This window comes from Rhizobacter sp. P2_H3 (assembly GCF_056403355.1).
On record NZ_JBFUFQ010000005.1, the window covers coordinates 35,004 to 58,804 of the forward strand.

Here is a 23,801-nt window from a genome sequence, read left to right on the forward strand (position 1 = left end):
ACCCTGGGGCGCCGAGCGGCGCAAGAAACAGATGCTGACCGCCTTCCCGAAACGCCGTGCCTCCGACCTGGCCGCACCGAAGCGTGCGCACGAGCCGCTGCCCTCGCCCACCGACTGGTCTTTCGAGCTGGTTGAGCGCTACCACGAGGTGATCAAGGCGACCGCCGAGCGCTTCGGCCTGGACACCTACCCGAACCAGCTCGAGATCATCACCGCCGAGCAGATGATGGACGCCTACGCGTCGGTCGGCATGCCGGTGAACTACCGCCACTGGAGCTACGGCAAGGAGTTCATCTCGACCGAGAAGAACTACCGCCGCGGCCACATGGGCCTCGCCTACGAGATCGTCATCAACTCCGACCCCTGCATCAGCTACCTGATGGAGGAGAACACGATGGCGATGCAGGCGCTCGTCATCGCCCACGCGGCCTACGGGCACAACAGCTTCTTCAAGGGCAACTACCTGTTCCGCATGTGGACCGATGCGTCGTCGATCATCGACTACCTGGTCTATGCGAAGAACTATGTCACCGAGTGCGAGGAGCGGCACGGCCTGGACGCGGTCGAGAACTTCCTCGACAGCTGCCATGCGCTGATGAACCACGGCGTCGACCGCTACCGCCGGCCGAGCCGCAAGTCGCTCGCGCAAGAGCTGGCCGACGCGAAGGACCGCGAGGCCTATGCGCAGCGCCAGATCAACGAGATGTGGCGCACGCTGCCGCGCAAGGCCGACAAGGCCGGGCAGGAGGAGGCCGAGTCGCGGCGTTTTCCGGAGGAGCCGCAGGAGAACCTGCTGTACTTCATCGAGAAGCACGCGCCGCTGCTGGAGCCGTGGCAGCGCGAGATCGTTCGCATCGTGCGCAAGGTGGCGCAGTACTTCTACCCGCAGCGCCAGACGCAGGTGATGAACGAGGGCTGGGCCACGTTCTGGCACCACTCGCTGCTGAACACCATGTACGACGACGGCTACCTGAGCGACGGCATGATGATCGAGTGGCTGAAGTCGCATACCAACGTGGTGTACCAGCCGCGTGTCGGCGACCGCGGCTACAACGGCATCAACCCGTACGCACTCGGCTTCGCGATGTACACCGACATCAAGCGCATCTGCCAGAACCCGACCGACGAGGACCGCCATTGGTTCCCGCAGCTGGCCGGCAGCGACTGGCTCGAGTCGATCGACCATGCGATGCGCAACTTCAAGGACGAGAGCTTCATCGGCCAGTACCTGTCGCCGAACCTGATGCGCGAGTTCCGGCTGTTCGCGATCGTCGACGACGAGAAGGACAAGGAGCTGGAGGTCTCGGCCATCCACGACGAGAGCGGCTACCGGCGCGTGCGCGAGGCCTTGTCGCACCAGTACGACCTGGGCAGCCGCGAGCCCAACATCCAGGTGTGGAGCGTGAACCTGCGCGGCGACCGTTCGCTGACGCTGCGCCATGCCCAGCACAACGACCGGCCGTTGCACGACAGCGCGCAAGAGGTGCTGAAGCATGCGGCCCGGCTGTGGGGCTTCGGCGTGCACCTGGAGAGCATCAACTCGGCGGGCGAGGTGCAGAAGCGCTGGTCGGTGCCAGCACCTGGTTGAGCCCCCCAGTCGCTACGCTCGTGCGTTCGGCGCTCGCAGCCCGGGTGACAACCCGGGAATCAAYCCCCAWTTGTTCGCTTGTCACCTCYRCAAGGCAGGGCGGTGGCAGAAGGCGCGKGCGGGGAGKCTGKGGAGCGCCAATAAGGRAGKWGCGCCGGAGCTGGCTGGWTTCATGGYCCGCGCGCGCAGCGCGCTTCGTGCACTGACTGTCGCCGACTGTTTGACCACAACGAACGAAGTGAGTGGCGGGAGTTTCGGCGACGGGCCATGAATCCAGACAGTGGAGGGGAGTCTTCGCCCCGACAGGGGCGAAGACCGCACCTGACGGCGAGCCACAGCCTCCCCGCACGCGCCTTCCGCGCGAACGAACGAACACCTACAGCAGCAACTCGTCGGGCGGTATGAAGACCCGCACCGTGCTGATCAGCTTGTCGACGTAGGCCTCTTTCTCACCGACCGGCGCCACGTAGTGCAGCGCCTTCGCCGTCGCATCGACGCCGGCGCGCCGCAGCATCGCCCAGGTGGCGAGGTACTGCGAGGCCAGGCAGCCACCGGCCGTCGCGATCGGGCCGCGTGCATGGAACGGCGCATCGACCACCCGCACGCCCGCCTCGACCACCCACGGCTTGGTGGTCAGGTCGGTGCAGGCCGGGATGTCGGCCAGCAGCCCCAGCCGCGCCAGCAGCAGCGTGCCCGAGCACTGCGCACCGATCAGCTGGCGCACCGGGTCGAGTTGCAGCCGGTCGAGCAATGCGCTGTTCTCGGCGATCGCCCGCGTGTAGATGCCGCTGCCGAACAGCACGATGTCGGCCTCGTTGGCGAACTCCAGCGGCTGCTGCGTCTCGATCGTCACGCCGTTCATCGACGTGAGCCGCTGGCTCGGGCCGGCGATCTCGACCGTCCAGCCGGCCGGCCGCAGGCGGCTCAGCAGGCCGAGCGCGATGAACGAATCGAGCTCGTTGAAGCCGTCGAAGGTGACGATCGCGACGCGCACCGGGGTGGGCCCGTTCATCGGGCAGGCCCTCTCACTCTTCGAGCAGGCTGCGCAGCATCCACGCAGTCTGCTCGTGCACCGTCAGGCGCTGGGTCAGCAGGTCGGCGGTCGGCTCGTCGCCGGCCTTGTCGGCCAGCGGGAACAGGCTGCGCGCCGTGCGGGCGACGGCTTCATGGCCCTGCACCAGGATGCGCACCATCTCGAGCGCCTTCGGCGGCACGGCCGGTGCGTCCTGGATGGAGGCCAGCGCGCCGAACTGCCCGTACGAGCCCGGCGCCGGATGACCCAGCGAGCGGATGCGCTCGGCAATCGGGTCGACCGCGGCCCACAGCTCGGTGTACTGCGTCATGAACATCAGGTGCAGCGTGTTGAACATCGGCCCGGTGACGTTCCAGTGGAAGTTGTGCGTCGTCAGGTACAGCGTGTAGGTGTCGGCCAGCAGCTTGCTCAGGCCGCCGGCGATCGCCGCGCGGTCCTTGTCGCTGATGCCGATGTGGATGCCGAGGCTGCCGCTCGGGGCGGTCGAGCCGGAGGCAACGGCTGCGGTCTTGGTCTTCTTCGCCATCTGGGAATCTCCGGAAATGAAAGGTGGTTCGGATTGCAGTCTAGTCAGGGATCAAAGGCCCCTCACGACACTTTGCTGACGCCCTCGAGCGGGCAGGCATAGATCGCGTTGCGCAACGCGGCGATCGCCTCGTAGCGCGTGAAGGTGCGCCGCCACGCCAGCACGACGCGCCGCGTGGGCACGGGCGCCGCGAACGGCACGTAGCGCACATGCGGCTGCTGGTCCTTCGGCACGCTGAGTTGCGGCACCACGGTGACGCCCATGCCGGACGCCACCATGTACTTGATGGTCTCCAGCGACGAGCCCTCGAAGCTCTTGCGGATGCCCTCGGCATCGCTCGAGAAGCGGGCGTACTCGGGGCAGACCTCGAGCACGTGGTCGCGGAAGCAGTGGCCGGTGCCGAGCAGCAGCATCGTCTCCTGCTTGAGCTCCTCGGCGGTGATGCGCTTGCGCTTGGCGAGCGGGTGGTCCTTGGGCACCGCGACGGCGAAGGGCTCGTCGTACAGCGGCGCGACCGCGAGGCCGGTGTCGGGGAAGGGCTCGGCCATGATCGCGCAGTCGAGCTCGCCGGTGCGCAGCATGTCGAGCAGCCGGGCGGTGAAGTTCTCCTGCAGCACCAACGGCATCTGCGGCACGCGCTCGATCGCCTGCTTCACCAGGTCGGGCAGCAGGTAGGGGCCGATCGTGTAGATCACGCCGACGCGCAGCGGCCCCGACACCGGGTCCTTGCCGCGCTTGGCGATCTCCTTGATGCCGGCCGCCTGGTCGATCACCGATTGCGCCTGGCGCACGATCTCTTCGCCGAGCGGGGTCGCGCTCACCTCGTTGGAGCCGCGCTCGAACAGCTTGACGTCGAGTTCCTCCTCGAGCTTCTTGATCGCGACGCTGAGGGTCGGCTGCGAGACGAAGCAGGCCTCGGCGGCACGCCCGAAGTGCTTCTCGCGGGCGACCGCAACGATGTATCTCAACTCGGTCAGTGTCATGGCATCCCGCTCTAACCCCGGCACGGAGGAAGCGGAAGAATATCCGACACCCGGGCGCGCGTCATGCGCCTGCCGGCATCGCCTTGCGATACCTCGGGCTGTAGCGCTTGCGACAGATGAACCGGCGGCGGATTCTCCGGCCCGCGGCATCCGCCGCGCACTGGAAGACCCCGAATGAGCAAGCCCCCTTCACGTGTCCTGAGCGTCGCTTCGCTGCTGGCCGTGGCCTCGCTGTCAGCCGCCCTCAGCGCCTGCTACGTGGTGCCGATCGACCCGCGCACCGGCCAGGGCTATCCGATCCAGCGGGCCGACGGCCGCGGCGACGGCACGGCACCACCGGCCAGCGTCACCGTCGTGACGCCGCCCGCCCCCGCGGCACCGCCCGCGCCCACCGTGCTGAACGCACGCCTCTACCCGCTGAACACGCAGGCCAACAAGGGCGGCCTGCTGACGGCCGTCGTCGTCGACAACAACACTGGCCGCGGCAGCTTCACGCTGTCCTACCTGGGCGACACGATGCAGGGCGAGAGCACCCGCGTCGATGCCAGCTACGCCGCCTTCGGACGCATCTACAACGAGGTGCTGGGGCTGAACCAGCGCAGCTTCAGCGGGCGCCGCGGCATCGCGAACGCCTATGGCGGCAAGGGCGTCAACGCCCAGTGCGAGTACCTGATCACCGGCCCGGGCATCGGAACCGGCGCCTGCCAGTTCTCCGACGGCGCCCGCTACCAGATCCACTTCGGTACATGACGGCCCCTCGGTCGACGGGTACGTCGACCGATCCCCCGTGGGGATGCGGGCCGGCTTGGGGCGGCCCGGCGCTCGGCCCGCGTCAGGACTTCGTCGGCCGCTTGATGGCTTCGAGCTTGTCGAGCCCGACGGCCTCGAGCGATTTCTTCAGCGCCGCCAGGTCCACCTGCCGCCCCTTGGCCTCGACGATCACGCCATTGGTCAGCAGCACCGTCACCTCGCCCTGGCTGCCGTCCTTGCGGTACTCCTCGCGCACGGTGCGCTCGCCCTGCTTGTAGACCTTCTCGACCTGCTCGGCCGTCTCCTTGTCCATCGTCATGCCGGACCAGGCGGCCAGTGCCGCGAGGCCGGCGGTGCCGCCCAGGTCGGTGATGGTCAGCTGCAGGTGCCTGTCGCCGGCGGTGTACGCCGCCTTGGCCATCGAGCTGGCGATGCCGATCGCCTGGCCGCCCTGCGATTCGATCGATTCGCGCTTCAGGTCGCCCAGCGCCTCGGGCAGCGCGGCCTTCAGGTCCGCAGGCGCGATCGGCTGGCCGTTGCCGCCGGTCAGCGCGCCCATCATCTCGCCCATCGCCTTGCCGGTGGCGGCCGGGTCGCCCGACTTCTGCGCCTCTTCCATGCGCTTGCCGGCCTCTTCCAATTTCTTCGAGAGGTCATCCATCTTCGCGGTGTCGACCCTGACCTCGCCACCCGGCGTCTTGATCGTCACCGCGCTGCCGTGCGAGCCGGCCCAACCGCCCCACGAGCCCACGCGCATCGGCCCACCCATCGCCGTCAGCGCGCCCAGCACGATGTAGATCACGATGGCGCAGACGATCACCACCGCTGTGTAGGCACCGGCCTTGTCCTGCGGGCACTTCATCAGCACCGGCAGGCCGAGGTAGATCAGGTAGATGCCGTACAGCGACGCGAGGATGCCCAGGATCCACAGCCCCGGCACCAGGTGGAACACGCCGCCGACCCAGCCGGCGGTGCTCGCATACGCCACCAGCTTCAGCGCGCTGACCTGTCCCTTGGTGCCGCCGAAGCTGGGCGCGAGCGCATCGACGATCAGCGTCAGCACGAAGACGTTCACGAGCGCCAGCACGTAGCCCAGCACCAGCGTCGACAGCCCCCAGAACCCGAGGCCGACATAGAAGACCATGCCGAGGAACGCCGCGACCGGCGGGATCGCCGCCAGGATCAACACGTAGCCCTTGTAGATCGAGGCCTGTGTCGCCGGCTCGGCATCGATCACCGGCCAGGTCTGCTTCGGCTTCAGCAGGATGTCTTGAACACGCTGGATCAGGTTCATGGGCAGGCCCTCCGCGGTTGATGGTGCCGCCGGGATGCTATCCCGCGCCTCCCACCGTGAGGGCTCGAGAAACTAGGGGGATGCCCGCGCAGTCGCGGGTGTTCACGCCTTCAGGTACTCCGCCTTGCCGCCCAGCCAGCGCGCCACGTGCTGCTCGGCAATGCGCGGGTGCTGCGCCAGCAGCGTCGTCGCGACGGCGCGCGCGCGGTGCACCAGCGCCTCGTCGAGCGCGAGGTCGGCGAAGCGCAGCAGCGGCGCGCCCGATTGCCGCGCACCGAGGAACTCGCCCGGCCCGCGGATCTCCAGGTCGCGCCGCGCGATCTCGAAGCCGTCGTTGGTCTCGGCCATCGCGCGCAGCCGGTCCTTGCCGGTGGGCGACAGCGGCGCCGTGTAGACCAGCACGCACACGCTCGCGACCGAGCCGCGCCCGACCCGCCCGCGCAGCTGGTGCAGCTGGCTGAGCCCGAAGCGCTCCGCATGCTCGATCACCATCAGCGAGGCGTTCGGCACGTCGACGCCGACCTCGATCACCGTCGTGCTGACCAGCACCTTCATCTCGCCCGCGGTGAACAGCGCCATCACCGCCGCCTTCTCCGCCGCCGGCATGCGGCCATGCAGCAGGCCGACCATCTCGTCGGGCAATGCCTCGCACAGCTGCTGGTGCGTGGCGGTCGCGTTCTGCAGGTCCAGCGTCTCCGATTCCTCGATCAGCGGACACACCCAGTACACCTGCCGGCCGCGCGCCACCTCGTCGGCGATCGTCAGGATGACGTTGCCGCGCCGCGCATCGCTGAAGACCTTGGTGACGATCGGCGTGCGCCCGGGCGGCAGCTCGTCGATGGTGCTCACGTCGAGGTCGGCGAACACCGTCATCGCGAGCGTGCGCGGGATCGGTGTCGCGCTCATCATCAGCAGGTGCGGCTCCAGTGCGCCCTGCTGCAGCTTGGCGCGCAGCGCGAGCCGCTGCGCGACGCCGAAGCGGTGCTGCTCGTCGATGATCGCGAGGCCCAGGCGCGCGAACTCGACCTCGCCCTGGATCACCGCATGCGTGCCGACCACCAGCCCCGCCTCGCCCGAGGCCACCCGTGCCAGCATCTCGCGCCGTGCCTTGCCCTTGCGGCTGCCGGTCAGCCAGGCCACCTGCACGCCCAGCGGCTCGAGCCAGCCGACGAGCTTGCGGAAATGCTGCTCGGCGAGGATCTCGGTGGGCGCCATCAGCGCGCACTGCCAGCCCTCGTTCATCGCGATCGCGGCCGACAGCGCGGCCACCACCGTCTTGCCCGAACCGACGTCGCCCTGCAGCAACCGGTGCATCGGCACCGGGCGCTGCAGGTCGAGCGCGATCTCCTCGACGACGCGGCGCTGCGCCAGCGTCAGCGAGAACGGCAGCGCCGCGAGCAGCCGCTCCTGCAGGCCGCCTGCGCGCACCGTGAAGGCCGGCGCCTGCTGCAGCGCCCGCTCCTGCTTGGCCTGCAGCTGCGACAGCTGCTGCGCGAGCAGCTCCTCGAACTTCAGCCGCTGCCAGGCCGGATGGCTGTGGTCTTCCAGCGTCGCGAGGCTCACGTCGGGCGCCGGGTGGTGCAGGAAGCGCAGCGCCTCGCGCAGGCTCATCAGCCCGCTCGGCAGCAGCGCCGCCGGCACGATCTCCGACAGGTCGGCGCGTTGCAGGCCCGAGGCCACCGCCTTGCGCAGATAGGCCTGCGGCAGCGTCGCGCTGGTCGGGTAGACCGGCGTCAGCGCCTGCGCAAGCGGCGTGTCGTCGTCGACGCCCTTGAAGTTCGGGTGCACCATCTCGCGCCCGAAGAAGCCGCCACGCGCCTCGCCGCGCACGCGCACGCGCTTGCCGACGCCGAGCGTCTTCTGGTGATTCGGGTAGAAGTTCAGGAACCGCAGCCAGAGTTCCTCGGTGCCGTCGTCGATCTTCACGACCAGCTGGCGGCGCGGGCGGAACTGGATCTCGCACTCGCGCACGATGCCTTCGACCTGCGCGTTGTCGCCGTCGCGCAGCGCGGCGATCGGCGTGATGCGGGTCTCGTCCTCGTAGCGCAGCGGCAGGTGCAGCGCGAGGTCGATGTCGCGCACCAGGCCCAGCTTCTCCATCGCCTTCTGCGGCGCGGATTTCTCGCGTGCGGGTTCCGGAGCGGGAGCAGGAGATTCCAGGGGAGACGAGGCGGCGCGACCGGGCATGCGCGGATTCTGCCGCGTCAACCGTCCATGAAAGAATCCGTCCCCTGCAGATCTTCGCCAGGCCGGTCCAGCCTGCATGCCATGTCGTCCGATTCGTCCTCCTCCTCCCCGCGCCTCTTCACGCGTCCTTTCACACTCAGCGACTTCGATTTCGCCTTGCCGCCCGAATTGATCGCGCAGCACCCGGCCGCCGAACGCAGCGCGTCGCGGCTGCTGGACGGGCGCGGTGCCGCGCCCGTCGACCGCATCTTCCGCGAGCTGCCGGCGCTGCTGCAGCCGGGCGATTTGCTCGTCTTCAACGACACGCGCGTCATCAAGGCCCGGCTGTACGGCGCCAAGGCCAGCGGCGGCGCGGTCGAGGCGCTGGTCGAGCGGCTGCTGCCGGGCAACGAGCTGTTGATGCACCTGCGCGCCAGCAAGTCGCCGAAGCCGGGCCAGACGGTGCGCTTCGCCGATGCCTTCGATGCCGAGGTGCTGGGCCGCGGCGGGCCGGACGGCAGCCTGTTCCGCCTGCGCTTCCCGTCCGATCCGCTGGCGCTGCTGGATCAGCACGGCCACGTGCCGCTGCCGCCGTACATCACGCATGGCGACGAGGCCGATGACGAGCGGCGCTACCAGACCGTGTTCGCCGCGCGGCCGGGCGCCGCCGCGGCACCGACCGCCGCGCTGCATTTCGACGAAGGCGTGCTGGCGGCGCTGCGCGAGCGCGGTGTCGGCAGCGCGAGTGTCACGCTGCACGTCGGCGCCGGCACCTTCCAGCCGGTGCGCAGCGAGAACATCGCCGAGCACACGATGCACAGCGAGTGGTTCGAGGTGCCGCAGGCCACGGTCGACGCGATCGCGCGCACGCAGGCGGCCGGCGGCCGCGTGGTGTCGGTCGGCACGACCACGCTGCGCGCGCTGGAATCGGCCGCGCGCGGCGGCACGCTGCAGGCCGGCAGCCGCGACACCGACATCTTCATCACGCCCGGCTTCACGTTCCTCGTCGTCGACGTGCTGGTCACCAACTTCCACCTGCCGAAGAGCACGCTGCTGATGCTGGTCAGCGCGTTCGCCGGGTACGAGCACGTGATGGCGCTGTACCGGCACGCGATCGCGCAGGGGTATCGGTTCTTCAGCTATGGGGATGCGATGCTGCTGGAGCGCTCGAGCCCTTCCATTGCCGGACAATCCCCCCATGCTCCAGTTTGACCTCCTCAAGACCGAAGGCCATGCGCGCCGCGGCCGCCTGACGCTGAACCACGGCGTCGTCGAAACCCCGATCTTCATGCCGGTGGGCACCTACGGCACCGTCAAGGGCGTGATGCCAGCCTCGCTCGAGGCGATGGGCGCGCAGATCATCCTCGGCAACACCTTCCACCTGTGGCTGCGCCCCGGCGTCGACATCCTGCGCCAGTTCGGCGGGCTGCACCGCTTCGAGGGCTGGACCAAGCCCATCCTCACCGACAGCGGCGGCTTCCAGGTCTGGTCGCTCGGCGAGATGCGCAAGATCAGCGAGGAAGGCGTGCGCTTCGCCTCGCCCGTCAACGGCGACAAGCTGTTCCTGACGCCCGAGACCAGCATGCAGATCCAGCACGCGCTGAACAGCGACATCGTGATGCAGTTCGACGAGTGCACGCCGTACGAGAGCAAGGGCCACATCACGACCGAACGCGAAGCCCGCACGTCGATGGAGCTCAGCCTGCGCTGGGCGCGCCGCTGCCTGGCCGAGTTCCAGCGCAACGAGAACCCGAACGCGCTGTTCGGCATCGTGCAGGGCGGCATGTTCGAGAACCTGCGCGAGGAATCGCTCGCGTCGCTGGTCGAGCTCGACCTGCCCGGCTACGCGATCGGCGGCGTCAGCGTCGGCGAGCCCAAGGCCGAGATGCAGCGCATCATGGCCCACACGCCGCACCGACTGCCGGCCCACAAGCCGCGCTACCTGATGGGCGTGGGCACGCCGGAAGACCTGGTCGAGGGCGTCGCCGCCGGCGTCGACATGTTCGACTGCGTGATGCCCACCCGCAACGCGCGCAACGGCCACCTGTTCACCCGCTTCGGCGACCTGCGCCTGCGCAATGCCCGCTACCGCACCGACGAGCGCCCGATCGACGAGACCTGCAGCTGCCACACCTGCCAGGGCTTCAGCCGCGCCTACCTGCACCACCTCGACCGCTGCGGCGAGATGCTCGGGCCGATGCTCACCACCATCCACAACCTGCACTACTACCTGAACCTGATGCGCGAGGTGCGCGAGGCGCTCGATGCCGGCCGCTTCGCCGACTTCGCGCGGCAGTTCGCCATCGATCGCGCGCGTGGCTTCGGTCCGGCGCAACCCGCACAGGCCCCGCCCGGCTGAGCCGGCTCCACCCATCGCGCAGCGCCACGCCGATGATCGCCCTCGCCACTGGATGCACGGGTTTCCACCAGGGTCGGCTACCCTGCCGTGAAGTCGTTCACGCTCGCCGCCGTCGCGTGCACACCCGCGACGGGCACACTCGACAGCTTTGCCAGACAGCCTCCCCAGCCCGACCCGATGCTCCGCCGATTGATCTCGACGGGTGAGCGCCTGTGGGCGTCCATGTACGCCTTCCTGCAGTTGCCAGGCCGCCCGTCCCAGGACACCGACAGCCGCGTTCAGCTGAGCGCGCTGCGCATCGTCCTGCTCAGCGGGATCACGCTCGAGGCGGCCATCTCGCTGCACAGCTCGTGGCTCGGGCTGCAGCGCGGCGTCTACTACATCCTCGTCATCGTCATCGCGTTCTACCTGGCGCTGCTGGCCGCGATCCGCTGGTCGACGCAGCACCAGCGGCTGGCCAGCAACGGCCTGATCGTCATCGTCTACGCCGCCGGCCTGGTGATCGCCACCTGCGTGCGCATTCCCGAGGTGCAGCGTCTCGGCTACGTGTTCTGCTACTCGGCGCCGCTGCTGGCCGGCCTGCTGCGCGGCTACCGGCTCGCGCTCGCGCTGATGGCGCTGAACCTGGTGCCGTTCGGCCTGGCGGCCTCGGGCTACGTGATGCCCAACGTGTTCGGGATCGACGTCACGCTCAACACCTCGCCGCTGTACATCCACGGCCTGCTCTTCACCTTCTTCAACTTCTGCCTGCCGCTCGCGGTGTTCCGCATCCTGAGCGCGGTCAAGCACTCGCAGCAGCATGCGAAGCGCATGCAGGACCTGTACGAGGACCTGTTCGAGAACCAGGGCACCGCCGTCGTCGTGTGCCGCGACGACGGCCGCGTGCGGCGCGGCAACCGGCTGTTCGCGCAGCTCGCCGGCAGCGTGATCGACGACCAGCCGCTGTCCCGCTGGCTGCGTTCGACCGCCCCGGAGGGTAGCGCTGTCCCGAGTTTCGACGCCGGCACCGAGTGGCTGGCCGGCGAGGGCCGCACGCAGCGCCGGGTGGTGGTGCGCAGCCGCTTCGCCTGCGGCGACCGCCATTTCGCGGTCAGCTTGCAGGACGTGACCGAACTGCGCGAGCTGCAGCGCAACCTGGTGCGCAGCCAGGCCGAGGCCGAGTACCTGGCGTCGCACGACGTCGTCACCGGCCTGCCGCGCCCCGAGGGCATGGCGCAGTGGCTCGATCGCCAACGCGCCACGCTGCAGGCCGGCATGGTGATCCCGGTGGTGTCGTGCGGGCTGGGCTCGCTGCGCCAGGTCAATGCGCGCTTCGGCATGGCGCAGGGCAACCAATTCATCGTCGCGTTCGCGAACGCGCTGCGCGAGGCCGGCGGCAAGGACAGCTACATCGCCCGCACCCGCGGCTCGATGCTGACCATCGCGCTGCCGCCGCTGCCGGCGGTGCAGGCCACGATGGCGGTGACGCGGCTGCGCCGGGCGCTGCCGCACCAGCTGCAGGTCGGCAGCGGCCATGTGCTGGTCGAGCTCGCGCTCGGTGCCGCGCTGTTCCCGATCGACAGCGCACAGGCCGCCGAGGTGATGCACCGCAGCGGCGTCGCGATGGAGCTGTCGCGCGAGGGCAGCGCCACCGCCGAGGAGATCGGCACGCCGATCAGCGAGCGCGCGGTGAGCCGGCGCATCGCGATCGAATCGGCGCTCGAGCAGGCCATCGACGACCGCGAGCTGCATGTCGTCTACCAGCCGCAGGTGCGCTCGAACGGCCAGCTGCTGGGTTTCGAGGCGCTGGTGCGCTGGAACAGCCCGGCGCTGGGCGCGGTGTCGCCGGCCGAGTTCGTGCCGGTGGCCGAGCAGATGGGCTGCGTGTCGCGCATCACCGACTACATCCTCGACGAGGTGTGCCGGCAGCTCGCGCTGTGGATGGCGGCCGGCGCGCAGGCGCCGCGCGTCGCGGTGAACCTGTCGGCGCGCGACCTCGACCGCGACAACCTGTTCGAGACGGTGCTGGCCGCGGTCGGCCGCTACGACGTGCCGGTCGGCGCGCTCGACCTGGAGGTCACCGAGACCTTCCTCGCCGAGCGGCCCGAGCGGGCGCTCGCGCAGCTGAAGCTGCTGCGCGAATGGTCGTTCAAGATCTCGATCGACGATTTCGGCACCGGCTACTCGTCGCTGTCCAAGCTGGCCGACCTGCCGATCGACGTGCTGAAGATCGACCGCAGCTTCCTGCTCGACCTGCCGGGCAATGCACGGCGCGAGCGCATCGTGCGCTCGATCGTCACGCTGGCCAACAACCTGCACCTGCAGGTGGTGGCCGAAGGGGTCGAGCGCGGCGCGCAGCTGCGCTTCCTGCAGATGCTGGGCGTCGACGCCTACCAGGGCTTCCTGTTCCATGCGCCGGCGCCGGCCGAGCACTGGACGCCGATGCTGCTCGGCGGCCTGCCGTCGATCGAGGACCTGATGTTGCCGGGTCCCCCGCAGTTCGGTCACAGCCTCATCTGAAGAACACGGGAGGCAGCATGACGGGAGAGGTTGATTRCCTGATCGTCGGCGGCGGCTCGGCCGGCTGCGTGCTCRCGAACCGGCTCAGTGCCGATCCGTCGACCGCCGTCGCGCTGATCGAGGCCGGCGGCGAGGGCCGCGGCGCGTTGATCGAGATGCCGGTCGGCGCGGTCACGATGCTGCCGACGCGGCTCAACAACTGGGCCTTCGAGACCGTGCCGCAGCCCGGCCTGAACGGCCGCCGCGGCTACCAGCCGCGCGGCAAGGCGCTGGGCGGATCGTCGGCGATCAACGCGATGATCTACACCCGCGGCCACCGCAGCGACTACGACCACTGGGCCGCGCTCGGCAATGCGGGCTGGTCCTACGACGAGGTGCTGCCGTACTTCAGGAAGGCCGAGAACAACGAGCGCCTGCACGACGAGTTCCACGGCCGCGACGGCCCGCTGCACGTCGGCGAGCTGCGCAGCGCGAACCCGTGGCAGCAGCGCTGGCTGCAGGCGGCACGCGAAGCCGGCTTCGCGCTCAACGACGACTTCAACGGTGCGAGCCAGGACGGCATCGGCATCTACCAGGTCACGCAGCACCGCGGCGAACGCTGGAGCGCCGCGCGCGCCTACCTGCACCCGGTGATGGACGCGCGCGACAACCTGCACGTGCTGACGACGGCGCAGACCTTGCGCGTGCTGTTCGACGGCAAGCGGGCCATCGGCATCGAGATGGCACGCGGCCGCCATGTCGAGCGGCTGATGGCGCGGCGCGAGGTGATCCTGTGCGCCGGTGCGCTGCAGACGCCGCAGCTGCTGCAGGTGTCGGGCGTCGGCGACGGCGCCTTCCTGCAGCGCACCGGCATCCACCTGAAGCACCACCTGCCGGGCGTCGGCCGCAACCTGCAGGACCACATCGACTTCACGTTCGGCTACCGCGTGCCCGACACCTCGCTGTTCGGTTTCTCGCCGGCCGGCAGCATCAACGCGCTGCGCGAGTACGCACGCTATCGGCGCGAGCGCAGCGGCCTCTTGACCAGCAACTTCGCCGAGGGCGGCGGCTTCCTGCGGGTGTCGCCGGATTCGCCGGCACCGGACGTGCAGCTGCATTTCGTCGTCGCGCTGGTCGACGACCACGCGCGCAAGCTGCACCTGCGGCACGGGCTGTCATGCCATGTCTGCCTGCTGCGGCCGCGCAGCCGCGGCACGGTGCTGGTGCAAAGCGGCGACGTGCGCGACGCGCCGCTGATCGACCCGAAGTACTTCGACGATCCCGACGACCTGGAGGTGCTGGTCGAAGGCTGGAAGCTGACGCAGCGGCTGCTGCAGGCCCCGGCGATCGCGTCGCGCCTGAAGCGCGACATGTTCACGGCGGGTGTCTCGAGCGACCACGAGATCCGCGAGGTGATCCGCAACCGCGCCGACACCATCTACCACCCGAGCGGCACCTGCAGGATGGGCACCGACCCGATGGCGGTGGTCGACCCGTCGCTGCGCGTGCACGGGGTGCAAGGCTTGCGCGTGGTCGATGCCTCGGTGATGCCGACGCTGATCGGCGGCAACACGAATGCGCCGACGATCATGATTGCCGAGAAGGCGGCCGACCTGATCCTGGCCGCGGGCTGAACCCGTTCAAGCAGCGGCCAGCAGCGTCTCGAGGCAGTGTTCGCGGATGCCGTAGAAGGCCTTGATCTCGCGGATCTGCGCCAGCACCTCGTCGACCGGTCTGGGTTGCGTGCGCTTCACCGCGAGGATCATCTTGTTCTTGCTGGTGTGCTCCAGCGCCACGAACTCGAACACCTGCGTGTCGTAGCCCTGCGATTCGAGCAGCAGCGCGCGCAGGCCGTCGGTCAGCATCTCGGCCTCCTGGCCGAGGTGGATGCCGTGCTGCAGGATCGGCCGCAGCGGGTGCGGGCTCAGCAGCTGCGGGCGGATCTCCTTGTGGCAGCACGGCGAGCACATGATGATGGACGCACCGGCGCGGATGCCCATGTCGATCGCGTAGTCGGTGGCGATGTCGCAGGCGTGCAGCGCGATCATCACGTCGACCGGTTCGCGCGCATGGGTGCGCACGTCGCCGTGGCGGAACGCGAGCCCGGCCATGCCGTTGCGCTGCGCGGCGGCGTTGCACAGGCGCACCATGTCCTCGCGCAGCTCGACGCCGGTGACCTGCGCGTTCATGCCGCGCGTCGCGTGCAGGTACTCGTGCATCGCGAAGGTCAGGTAGCCCTTGCCGGCGCCGAAGTCGAGCACGCGCACGTCCTTCGCGTCGCGCAGCGGCGAGGCCTTCAGCGCGCTGTCGAGCACCTCGACGAACTTGTTGATCTGCTTCCACTTGCGCGCCATCGCCGGCACCAGCTGGTGCTGTGGCGTCGTGACGCCGAGGTCGGTCAGGAACGGGCGGGCGATGTCGACGAAGCGGTGCTTCTCGCGGTCGTGGGCACCGGCCGCGTCGTCGGCCTCGTGTTCGGCGGCCGCCACGCGCAGCGTCTGTTGCCCCTTCTTGCTGACCATCAGCTGCACGTCCTCGCTGCGGGTCATCAGGTGCAGGTGGCCGAACAGCTCGACGGCCCGTTCGCGCAGGCTCTGCAGGCCGTCGGCGAGCGGCATGTTGCGGGTCACGTCGCGCGTGCGGTAGGTGTAGACGAAGCTGAGGGTGTCGGCGTCGCGCACCTGGATGCGGCGCAGCGTGGCGCGCAGCAGGTCGGGCTCGGGCCCGCGGTACTTGGCCAGCACCAGCTTGACGAAGCTGTGCTCGTCCAGGCTGTCGGCCAGCCGCTTGAAGAATCTGTCGCCGTCGCTCGTGCTGCTCGTCATCGGCCGCATTATCCCGGGCCCTCGGCCACCGCAGCGCTTGCGCGGACAATCCATCTCCATGAACCCCGACACGCCCTTCCCCTCCCTGAATGACATCCGCGCAACCGCCGATCGCCTGGCCGGCAAGGTGCGAGAAACGCCCGCGTGGCGCTGGCAGAGCGGCGCGGTCGCGACCCGGCTCGCGCCGGTGACCGAGGTCTGGCTGAAGCTGGAGCTCTTCCAGACCACCGGCAGCTTCAAGCTGCGGGGCGCGCTGAACTGCATCGAGGCGCTGGATGCCGACGCGAAGCGGCGCGGCATCGTCGCCGCGAGCGCCGGCAACCACGCGATCGCCGTGGCGTACGCGGCGCGCATCGCCGGCACCAGCGCAACGGTCGTGATGCCGAAGCATGCGAGCCCGCTGCGCATCGCCACCTGCGAGGGTTTCGGCGCGAAGGTGGTGCTGGTCGCCAACGTGCACGAGGCCTTCGCCGGCGCGCAGGCACTGGTGGCCGACGAAGGCCGCACGATGATCCACCCGTTCGACGGCCCGCTGACCTCGCAAGGCACCGCGACGGTCGGGCTGGAATTCATGCAGCAGGTGCCGCAGCTCGACGCGGTGGTGGTGCCGGTGGGCGGTGGCGGCTTGATCTCGGGCATTGCCGCCGCCGTCAAGCAGATCAATCCGGACTGCCGCGTCTACGGCGTCGAGCCGCTGGGTGCCGACGCGATGTACCGCAGCTTCCAGGCCGGCGAGCCGGTGAAGCTGGACGCGGTCGACACGATCGCCGACAGCCTGGGCGCACCGTATGCGCTGGCGTACAGCTACGGCGTGTGCCGCCGCTTCGTCGACGAGATCGTGCGCGTGTCCGACGACGACATGTGCCGCGGCATGCACGACCTGTTCATCGACATGAAGCTGGCGGTCGAGCCGGCGCCGGCGGCCGCGGTGGCCGCGCTGTTCGGCCCGCTGAAGGACCGGCTCGACGGCCGCCGCGTCGGCCTGGTCATGTGCGGCAGCAACATCGACGCGGCCCGCCACGCCGAGCTGGTGGCGCGCGGCAAGCCGGCCTGACGGACGGGACATGCCGCGCCGGCCGAAGCATCACTACAGCGTCTACGTGGTGGAGCTGGCCGATCAGGTGTGGAACGAGCCGAGCTTCCGCAAGGCGAACCCCGACTACCAGCTGGGCAAGCCCTTCGTCTACGTCGGCATGACGGGCCTGGACCCGGATGTCAGGTTCGACAAGCACAAGGCCGGCATCCAGGCGAACCGCTTCGTCACGACCTATGGGCTGCGGTTGCTGCCGAAGCTGTACGAGGTCTACAACCCGATGCCGTACGACGGGGCGCGCGACATGGAAGTGGAGCTCGGGATTGCTCTTCGGGAGGCTGGGTTCGGGGTGTGGCAGGCTTAAAGTGACCGACAAGTATGCGAGCGTCCGCGCGTTCGTCGGTCACTTCAATCTTTTCCCCCAAACACAGACGGACGGTGGCCGCAAAGGCTCGGGTAGGCAGGGTGTGGAGCGCCAATCAGGGCGGGGCGCCGGAGCTGGCTGGTTTCATGGCCCGCGTGCGCCAGCACGCTTCGTCAACTGACTGTCGTCGACTGTTTGACCACAACGAACGAAGTGAGTGGAGGGAGTTTCGACGACGGGCCATGAAACCAGTCAGCGCAGGGGAGTCATCGCCCCCAGGGCGATGACCGCACCGACCGGCGAGCCACACCCTGCCTACCCGAGCCTTTGCTCGCGCCCAAAGACGACGGTCAACTCCGCAAACGAAACGCGGCATCCCAGCCGAGTTCGCGCCGCACCTTGTCACCCGTGATCTGCCAGCTCGGCTCGGCCACGTTGTAGATGCCCGGCGCGCCTCGGTCGACCGCCAGCAGCGCCGCATACGCCGCCGCGTCGACATGCAAGGCAGACGGCTTGCCCGCCGCCGTCTCGACCCCGGTGCCCGGCCCGTAGAAGTGGCCATAACGCAGCACCACGCCCTCGAGCCCCGGCGATTGCGTCACCAGCCGCTCCAGCGTTGCCACGGCTTCCACCGTGGTGGCCCGCGCCCCTTCGGCCTTCAGGTCCAGCGGATCGCTCTCGGCATGCGGCTCGCGCCCCGCGGCGTAGATCCAGGCGATGCTCTGCGCCACCATCCGCTTCGCACCGCTGGCAAGCGCCGCATCGACCAGGTTCTGCGTGCCCTCGGTGCGCAGCCGCGCGTTGCGCACCAGCGCCTCGTCGCGCGTCGCCGCATCGTTCAGCAGTGCGAGATCCGTCAACTGGTGCACGATCACGTCGGGCTTCAGGCGCAACACCGTCGCGCGCACCGCGGCCGCATCGAACACGTCGAGCACGATCGGCTCGGCGCCCGCGGCCATGATCGACGCTGCCTTCGCCTGGCTGCGCGTCATGCCGAACACGTTGTAGCCGCCGCCGACCAGCAGCGGAACGAGCCGGCGTCCGACGACACCCGTCGCACCGGCGAGAAGAATCTTCTGAGCAGTCATGAACTCATTCCACACCAAAGCGGTAGCCCCACCGGCAACAGGTGCTCTGCGTCGGTAGGACAATCGCAACCATGTTGAAGAACCTTGAAGCCATTTCGCAAGCAGCACCGTCGCGTGGCGACGTGTTGCTGTTCGCTGTGTAGTTCCAGGTCTTTCGCCACATCGGAAGGCCTTGCGCCTTCCGGTCCCCAAAACCCCGGTCGGCACTGCCCCCGGGGTTTTTGCTTTTCAGTCTGCACGTTACTGCCATGCGCACCTACGACAAGTTGATCGCCACGATTCAGGACCGCCAAAGCACGGGAGGCTTGCGCTCGTCCTTTGGCGTGTCCGTCGACAACACCCCAGCCATGCAAGTTACGGGCTAGCCCAGGCGGATCTTCGCCGGGGCCGGCCGAAACCGCCCCAGTTTGAAAGATTCGTCATGACCCGCAACAACAACACCCGGCTCCTTCGCAACATCGGCGTCATCGCCCACGTCGACGCCGGCAAGACCACCACCACCGAACGCATCCTGTTCTACACCGGCGCGAACCACCGCATCGGCGATGTGAACGATGGCAACACCGTGATGGACTACGACCCGCAGGAGCGGGCACGCGGCATCACCATCAACAGCGCGGCCACCACCGTGTTCTGGAATGGTGCGCAGATCAACGTCATCGACACACCCGGACACATCGACTTCAACATCGAGGTGAACCGCTCGCTGCGCGTGCTCGACGGCGCGGTGGTCGTGTTCGACGGCGTCGCCGGCGTCGAACCGCAGACCGAGACCAACTGGCGCCTTGCCGACAAGTACCACGTGCCCCGCCTCGCCTTCATCAACAAGCTCGACCGAGTGGGTGCCGACTTCACCCGCGTCGTGCAGATGATGGAGTCGCGCCTGGGCGTCACAGCCCTGCCGCTGCAACTGCCGATCGGCGCCGAGGACTCGTTCCGCGGCGTCGTGGACCTGCTCGGCCGGCGCGCCCTCGTCTGGCCGGCCGCCGATGCCAGCCAGCCGCCACTCGTCGAAGCCATCCCCGACGACCTGCAGGCGCAGGCGACGATCGCGCGCGCCCGCCTCGTCGAGGCGGTGGTCGAGCGCGACGATGCGCTGCTGCAGGCCTGGCTGCAAGGCGAGGAACCCTCGGTCGAGCAATTGCGCGCGGGCCTGCGTGCCGGCACGCTGGCCGGTGCCTTCGTGCCGGTGCTGGCCGGCTCGGCGTTCCGCAACCGCGGCGTCGAGCCGCTGCTGGACGCCGTCGTCGACTACCTGCCGGCGCCGGGCGACATCGCCACCGAAGGCCAACCCGAGTCGGATGCCGACGGCCCGCTCGCGGCCCTCGCGTTCAAGGTCGTCTCCGACGACCACGGCGCGATGGTCTTCGTGCGCGTCTACCGCGGCCGCCTGCGGCCGGGCGACAGCGTGCTCAATGCGAGCACCGGCCGCACCGAGCGCGTGGCGCGCCTGTATGAAGTGCATGCCGACAAGCATGTGGAAGTCCCGGCCCTGCAGGCGGGAGACATCGGTGCGCTCGTGGGCCTGAAGGACACGACGACCGGCCACACGCTCGCCGACAAGCGCCACCCGGTCGTGCTGGAGAGCATCTCGATCCCGGAACCGGTGATCCACGTCGCGGTGGAGCCGCGCACGCAGGCCGACCAGCAGCAGCTCGGCAAGGCGCTGGGCGCGCTCGCGAAGGAAGACCCGAGCCTGCGCATCCGCCAGGACGCCGAATCCGGCCAGACCATCCTGTCCGGCATGGGCGAGCTGCAGCTCGAGGTGACGCTGGAGAAGCTGCGCACGCGCCATCACGTCGAGGTCACGGTGGGCCGGCCGCAGGTCGCCTACCGCGAGACGGTCGCGCGCACGGTCGAGGTCAGCCACCTGCACAAGAAGCAGAGCGGCGGCCCCGGGCAGTTCGCCGGTGTCACGCTGCGCATCGCGCCACTGGCGCGCGGCGAGGGCTTGCGCTTCGTCAACCAGGTGACGGGCGGCGCGATCCCGCGCGAGTTCATCCCGGGCGTCGAGTCCGGCGTGAAGCGCGCGGCAGAGACCGGCGTGCTGGCGGGCTACCCGGTGGTCGACCTCGAGGTGACGCTGCTCGACGGCAGCTTCCACGAGCGCGACTCGTCGGTGCTGGCGTTCGAGCTGGCGGCGGCCGCGGCCTTCCGCGACGGCGTCGCGCGTGCAGCGCCGGTGGTGCTCGAGCCGGTGATGGCGGTGGAAGTCGTCACGCCGGCCGACTACCTCGGCGACAGCATCGGCGATCTGCACCGCCGGCGCGGCCACGTGCGCGCCCAGCATCCGCGCGGCAACGCGACGGCGCTGGAGGCGCATGTGCCGCTGAAGGAGATGTTCGGCTACATCGGCAGCCTGCGGGCGCTGTCGTCAGGCCGGGCGCAGTACTCGATGCACTTCGACCACTACGCCGAAGTGCCGCCGACGCTGCAGGCGGAGCTTCTAGCGGCCTAAGAGCCGAGCCCTCGCTCCAGCAGCGAGAGCGTGCGCCGGAACTCCCGGCGCACGCGGTACAGCTGGGCCGGCCGGTTGGCCCGGCCCAGCTCCAGCTCGCCGTCGATCGGCTCCAGCATCGCCAGCTCGTCCATCTTGCGGCGAAAGCTCACCTTGTTGACCGGTTCGCCGAGCACCGCCTCGTACACCGACTGCAGCTGCGGCAGCGTGAAGCGCTCGCCGCACAGGTGCACCGGCAGCGACGAGTAGTGGCTCTTCACCCGCACCCGCGACACCGCCAGCTCGACGATGCGCCGGTGATCGAAGGGCAGCGCCGGCAGGCGGTCGGCCGGCATCAATCGCAGCTGCGCCGCATCGACGGGCAGCAGTTGCCGCGGCACCAGCGCGTAATAGGCCACCGAGATCGACCAGCCGCGCGGATCGCGGGCCGGGCCGGACAGGGTCGCGAGCTGCTCCAGGTACGGGCTCGCGATGCCGGTCTTGTCGCGCAACACGCGCACCGCGGCGTCCTCGGCGTCCCGGTCTTCCTGCTGGTGCACATAGCCGCCCGGCAGCGCCGGCATGCCGAGGAACGGCTCGCGGTCGCGCAGGTGCAGCACCACGTGCAAGGCACCGTCGTGCAGCGTCAGCAGCACGACATCGACAGTGCAGATGATGGGCGGGAAGGTGTCTACAGCCATGCCGCGATGTTAGGGCCGCCCCCTCTTTACCTTAGTTAGTTGCAATGTTGATCTAACTCATCTAGAGTACGGTCACGTTCAAGACGAAAGCCTGCGATGAAACCGCGAACCCAGCTCCTGATCATCGACCCGCAGAACGACTTCTGCGACCTCCCCGCCGCCTGGCGCCCGGCCGATCCGCTGACCGGCACGGCGCTCGCGCCGGCGCTGCCGGTGGCCGGCGCCCACGCCGACATGCAGCGCCTGGCCGGCTTCATCCGCCAGGCCGGCGATGCGATCACCGGCATCACCGTGACGCTCGACTCCCACCACCACGTCGACATCGCCCACCCGACCTTCTGGCAGCAGCGCGACGGCAGCGCGGTCGGCCCGTTCACGCCGATCACGGCGCGCGAGGTGCGCGACGGCGCGTTCCGCCCGCGCGACGCCGCAGCGCTGTCCCGCACGCTGGCCTACCTCGACGAGCTGGAGGCACGCGGCCGCTACACGCTGATGGTCTGGCCGGTGCACTGCGAGATCGGCAGCTGGGGCCACGGCATCCACGCCGACGTGCGTGCCGCCTGCAACGCCTGGGAAGAGCGCCGGCTGGCCCAGGTGGAGATGGTCACGAAGGGCGAGAACCCGTGGACCGAGCACTACAGCGCGGTGCAGGCCGAGGTGCCGGATGCCGGCGACCCCGACACGCAGCTCAACCAGGCGCTGATCGACCGCCTGGACCAGGCCGACCTGCTGCTGATCGCCGGCGAGGCCGGCAGCCACTGCGTGAAGGCCACCACCGAGCACGTCGTCGACCACCTGCCCGGCGGCCGGCTGGAACGCGTCGTGCTGCTGACCGACTGCATCAGCCCGGTCGGCGGCTTCGAGGCGCAGCAGCAAGGGTTTCTCGATGCGATGCGCGCCCGCGGTGTTCAACTTGCGAGCAGCGGCGAGATCCTCCGCCAATTCACCTGACAGACCTGACACCTTCGCCTGACCAGAAAGCCCCCATGCCCCCTGTGATCCACAGCCTGCTGGAGACCGATCTCTACAAGTTCACGATGTGGCAGACCATGCTGCATTGGCACCCGCAGACGCAGGCAGAGTACAGCTTCGTCTGCCGCAACGTGCCGGCGTACCCGCTGGCCGAGCTGCTGGCCGACGTGAACCGCGAGCTCGACCACCTGTGCTCGCTGCGCTTCGCCGAAGACGAACTCGCCTACCTGGGTGCATTGCGCTTCATCAAGTCGGACTTCGTCGACTTCCTGCGCATCTTCCAGTTCCAGCGCGTCTTCATCACCGCGCGGGCCGCCGGCGACACGCTGGAGATCATCGCGAAGGGCCCGCAGGTGCACGTGATGGCCTTCGAGATCTTCGTGCTGGCGATCGTCAACGAGCTGTACTTCCGCCGCTTCGACGCCGGCCCGGCGCTCGCCGCCGGCCGCGAGCGGCTGCAGGCCAAGATCGCGGTGCTGCGCGCCTTCGGCAGCGAGCCGCCGCGCCGCAACCCGTTCGAGTTCTTCGACTTCGGCGTGCGCCGGCGCTACAGCGGTGCCTGGCAGCGCGAGGTGGTCGCGACGCTGAAGGACGCCCTGCCCCAGTATTTCCGCGGCAGCTCCAACGTGCTGCTCGCGAAGGAGCTCGGCCTGGTGCCGATCGGCACGATGGCGCACGAGTACCTGCAGACCTTCCAGGCGCTCGGCGTGCGGCTGCGCGATTCGCAGAAGGCCGCGCTCGAGGAATGGGTGCAGGAGTACCGCGGCGACCTCGGCGTCGCGCTGACCGACGTGGTCGGCATGGACGCCTTCCTCGCCGACTTCGACCTCTACTTCGCGAAGCTGTTCGACGGGCTGCGCCACGACTCCGGCGACCCGGTCGCGTGGGGCGAGAAGGCGCTGGCCCATTACGCGAAGCTGCGCATCGACCCGCACACCAAGCGGCTGGTGTTCTCCGACGGCCTGACCATCGAGCGGGCGCTCGAGCTCTACCGCCACTTCGCCGACCGAACGCAGACCGGCTTCGGCATCGGCACCAGCCTGTCGAACGACGTGGGCCTGACGCCGCTGAACATCGTGATGAAGCTGACCCGCTGCAACGGCCAGCCGGTGGCCAAGCTGTCCGACAGCCCGGGCAAGACGCTGTGCGACGACCAGACCTTCCTCGCCTACCTGAAGCAGGTCTTCAACGTCCCCGCCTGAAG

General features: G+C 69.2%; 19 protein-coding genes. 11 read left to right on the plus strand and 8 right to left on the minus strand.

Annotated elements, in window-relative coordinates:
- Positions 1–31: 31 nt before the first annotated feature.
- A complete protein-coding gene (locus AC1D1T_RS01865) occupies positions 32–1,588 on the plus strand; it encodes a SpoVR family protein (protein WP_047504089.1) in 1,557 nt (518 codons plus the stop codon).
- Positions 1,589–1,964: 376 nt separating this feature from the next.
- Here the strand turns inward: AC1D1T_RS01865 and AC1D1T_RS01870 are convergent, their stop codons facing one another.
- The 3 genes from AC1D1T_RS01870 to AC1D1T_RS01880 all read right to left on the minus strand — a co-directional run bounded on the left by AC1D1T_RS01870 (position 1,965) and on the right by AC1D1T_RS01880 (position 4,130).
- Positions 1,965–2,582, minus strand: coding sequence for a DJ-1/PfpI family protein (locus AC1D1T_RS01870; protein ID WP_465110791.1), 618 nt, complete (start codon positions 2,580–2,582; stop codon positions 1,965–1,967).
- A gap of 31 nt (positions 2,583–2,613) precedes the next feature.
- Positions 2,614–3,147 carry a Dps family protein gene (locus AC1D1T_RS01875; RefSeq protein ID WP_047503687.1) on the minus strand — a complete coding sequence of 178 codons (534 nt, stop codon included), beginning with the start codon at positions 3,145–3,147 and terminating at the stop codon, positions 2,614–2,616.
- A gap of 62 nt (positions 3,148–3,209) precedes the next feature.
- Complete coding sequence (locus AC1D1T_RS01880) at positions 3,210–4,130, minus strand: LysR substrate-binding domain-containing protein (RefSeq protein ID WP_047503690.1); 921 nt, start codon at positions 4,128–4,130, stop codon at positions 3,210–3,212.
- 174 nt (positions 4,131–4,304) lie between these two features.
- Between AC1D1T_RS01880 and AC1D1T_RS01885 the strand changes: the two genes are divergently transcribed.
- Positions 4,305–4,880 (plus strand): hypothetical protein, encoded by a 576-nt coding sequence (locus AC1D1T_RS01885; RefSeq protein WP_047503692.1) that lies wholly within the window; start codon positions 4,305–4,307, stop codon positions 4,878–4,880.
- An 82-nt stretch (positions 4,881–4,962) separates the two neighbouring features.
- On the opposite strand, the gene AC1D1T_RS01890 is transcribed toward AC1D1T_RS01885, so the two are convergent.
- Positions 4,963–6,174 (minus strand): Yip1 family protein, encoded by a 1,212-nt coding sequence (locus tag AC1D1T_RS01890; RefSeq protein WP_477824454.1) that lies wholly within the window; start codon positions 6,172–6,174, stop codon positions 4,963–4,965.
- Positions 6,175–6,276: 102 nt separating this feature from the next.
- A complete protein-coding gene (gene recG, locus AC1D1T_RS01895) occupies positions 6,277–8,361 on the minus strand; it encodes an ATP-dependent DNA helicase RecG (RefSeq protein WP_477824455.1) in 2,085 nt (694 codons plus the stop codon).
- 81 nt (positions 8,362–8,442) lie between these two features.
- On the opposite strand from recG, the gene queA reads away from it, so the two are divergent.
- The 4 genes from queA (at position 8,443) to AC1D1T_RS01915 (ending at position 14,811) form a co-directional block, all read left to right on the plus strand.
- Positions 8,443–9,552, plus strand: coding sequence for a tRNA preQ1(34) S-adenosylmethionine ribosyltransferase-isomerase QueA (gene queA, locus AC1D1T_RS01900; RefSeq protein ID WP_477824456.1), 1,110 nt, complete (start codon positions 8,443–8,445; stop codon positions 9,550–9,552).
- Positions 9,539–10,699 (plus strand): tRNA guanosine(34) transglycosylase Tgt, encoded by a 1,161-nt coding sequence (gene tgt, locus AC1D1T_RS01905; RefSeq protein ID WP_477824457.1) that lies wholly within the window; start codon positions 9,539–9,541, stop codon positions 10,697–10,699. Before queA ends, tgt begins: the two co-directional genes overlap by 14 nt.
- 177 nt (positions 10,700–10,876) lie before the next feature.
- Positions 10,877–13,198, plus strand: a complete 2,322-nt coding sequence (locus tag AC1D1T_RS01910) for a putative bifunctional diguanylate cyclase/phosphodiesterase (RefSeq protein ID WP_477824458.1) — start codon at positions 10,877–10,879, stop codon at positions 13,196–13,198.
- 17 nt (positions 13,199–13,215) lie between these two features.
- Positions 13,216–14,811 (plus strand): GMC family oxidoreductase, encoded by a 1,596-nt coding sequence (locus AC1D1T_RS01915; protein WP_477991291.1) that lies wholly within the window; start codon positions 13,216–13,218, stop codon positions 14,809–14,811.
- Positions 14,812–14,817: 6 nt separating this feature from the next.
- Here the strand turns inward: AC1D1T_RS01915 and AC1D1T_RS01920 are convergent, their stop codons facing one another.
- Entirely contained in the window at positions 14,818–16,002 is a 1,185-nt protein-coding gene (locus AC1D1T_RS01920; protein ID WP_477824460.1) for a class I SAM-dependent methyltransferase, read from the minus strand.
- Between the two features lie 58 nt (positions 16,003–16,060).
- On the opposite strand from AC1D1T_RS01920, the gene AC1D1T_RS01925 reads away from it, so the two are divergent.
- Together AC1D1T_RS01925 and AC1D1T_RS01930 are read left to right on the plus strand one after the other, a co-directional pair.
- Positions 16,061–17,056, plus strand: coding sequence for a threonine ammonia-lyase (locus AC1D1T_RS01925; RefSeq protein WP_477824461.1), 996 nt, complete (start codon positions 16,061–16,063; stop codon positions 17,054–17,056).
- A gap of 10 nt (positions 17,057–17,066) precedes the next feature.
- Positions 17,067–17,399 carry a hypothetical protein gene (locus AC1D1T_RS01930; protein ID WP_047503712.1) on the plus strand — a complete coding sequence of 111 codons (333 nt, stop codon included), beginning with the start codon at positions 17,067–17,069 and terminating at the stop codon, positions 17,397–17,399.
- A 350-nt stretch (positions 17,400–17,749) separates the two neighbouring features.
- Here AC1D1T_RS01930 and AC1D1T_RS01935 read toward each other — a convergent pair whose 3' ends face one another.
- Positions 17,750–18,487 (minus strand): NAD-dependent epimerase/dehydratase family protein, encoded by a 738-nt coding sequence (locus tag AC1D1T_RS01935; protein ID WP_047503715.1) that lies wholly within the window; start codon positions 18,485–18,487, stop codon positions 17,750–17,752.
- Between the two features lie 421 nt (positions 18,488–18,908).
- Here AC1D1T_RS01935 and fusA point away from each other — a divergent pair, with 421 nt between their 5' ends.
- Positions 18,909–20,945 carry an elongation factor G gene (gene fusA, locus AC1D1T_RS01940; RefSeq protein WP_477824462.1) on the plus strand — a complete coding sequence of 679 codons (2,037 nt, stop codon included), beginning with the start codon at positions 18,909–18,911 and terminating at the stop codon, positions 20,943–20,945.
- On the opposite strand, the gene AC1D1T_RS01945 is transcribed toward fusA, so the two are convergent.
- On the minus strand, positions 20,942–21,625 hold the full coding sequence (locus tag AC1D1T_RS01945; RefSeq protein WP_477824463.1) for an NUDIX hydrolase: 684 nt from the start codon (positions 21,623–21,625) through the stop codon (positions 20,942–20,944). The two genes, fusA and AC1D1T_RS01945, sit on opposite strands and share 4 nt — an antisense overlap.
- A 96-nt stretch (positions 21,626–21,721) precedes the next feature.
- Between AC1D1T_RS01945 and AC1D1T_RS01950 the strand changes: the two genes are divergently transcribed.
- Complete coding sequence (locus AC1D1T_RS01950) at positions 21,722–22,576, plus strand: cysteine hydrolase family protein (RefSeq protein WP_477824464.1); 855 nt, start codon at positions 21,722–21,724, stop codon at positions 22,574–22,576.
- Positions 22,577–22,611: 35 nt separating this feature from the next.
- A complete protein-coding gene (gene pncB, locus AC1D1T_RS01955) occupies positions 22,612–23,799 on the plus strand; it encodes a nicotinate phosphoribosyltransferase (RefSeq protein ID WP_477824465.1) in 1,188 nt (395 codons plus the stop codon).
- Positions 23,800–23,801 lie beyond the last annotated feature (2 nt).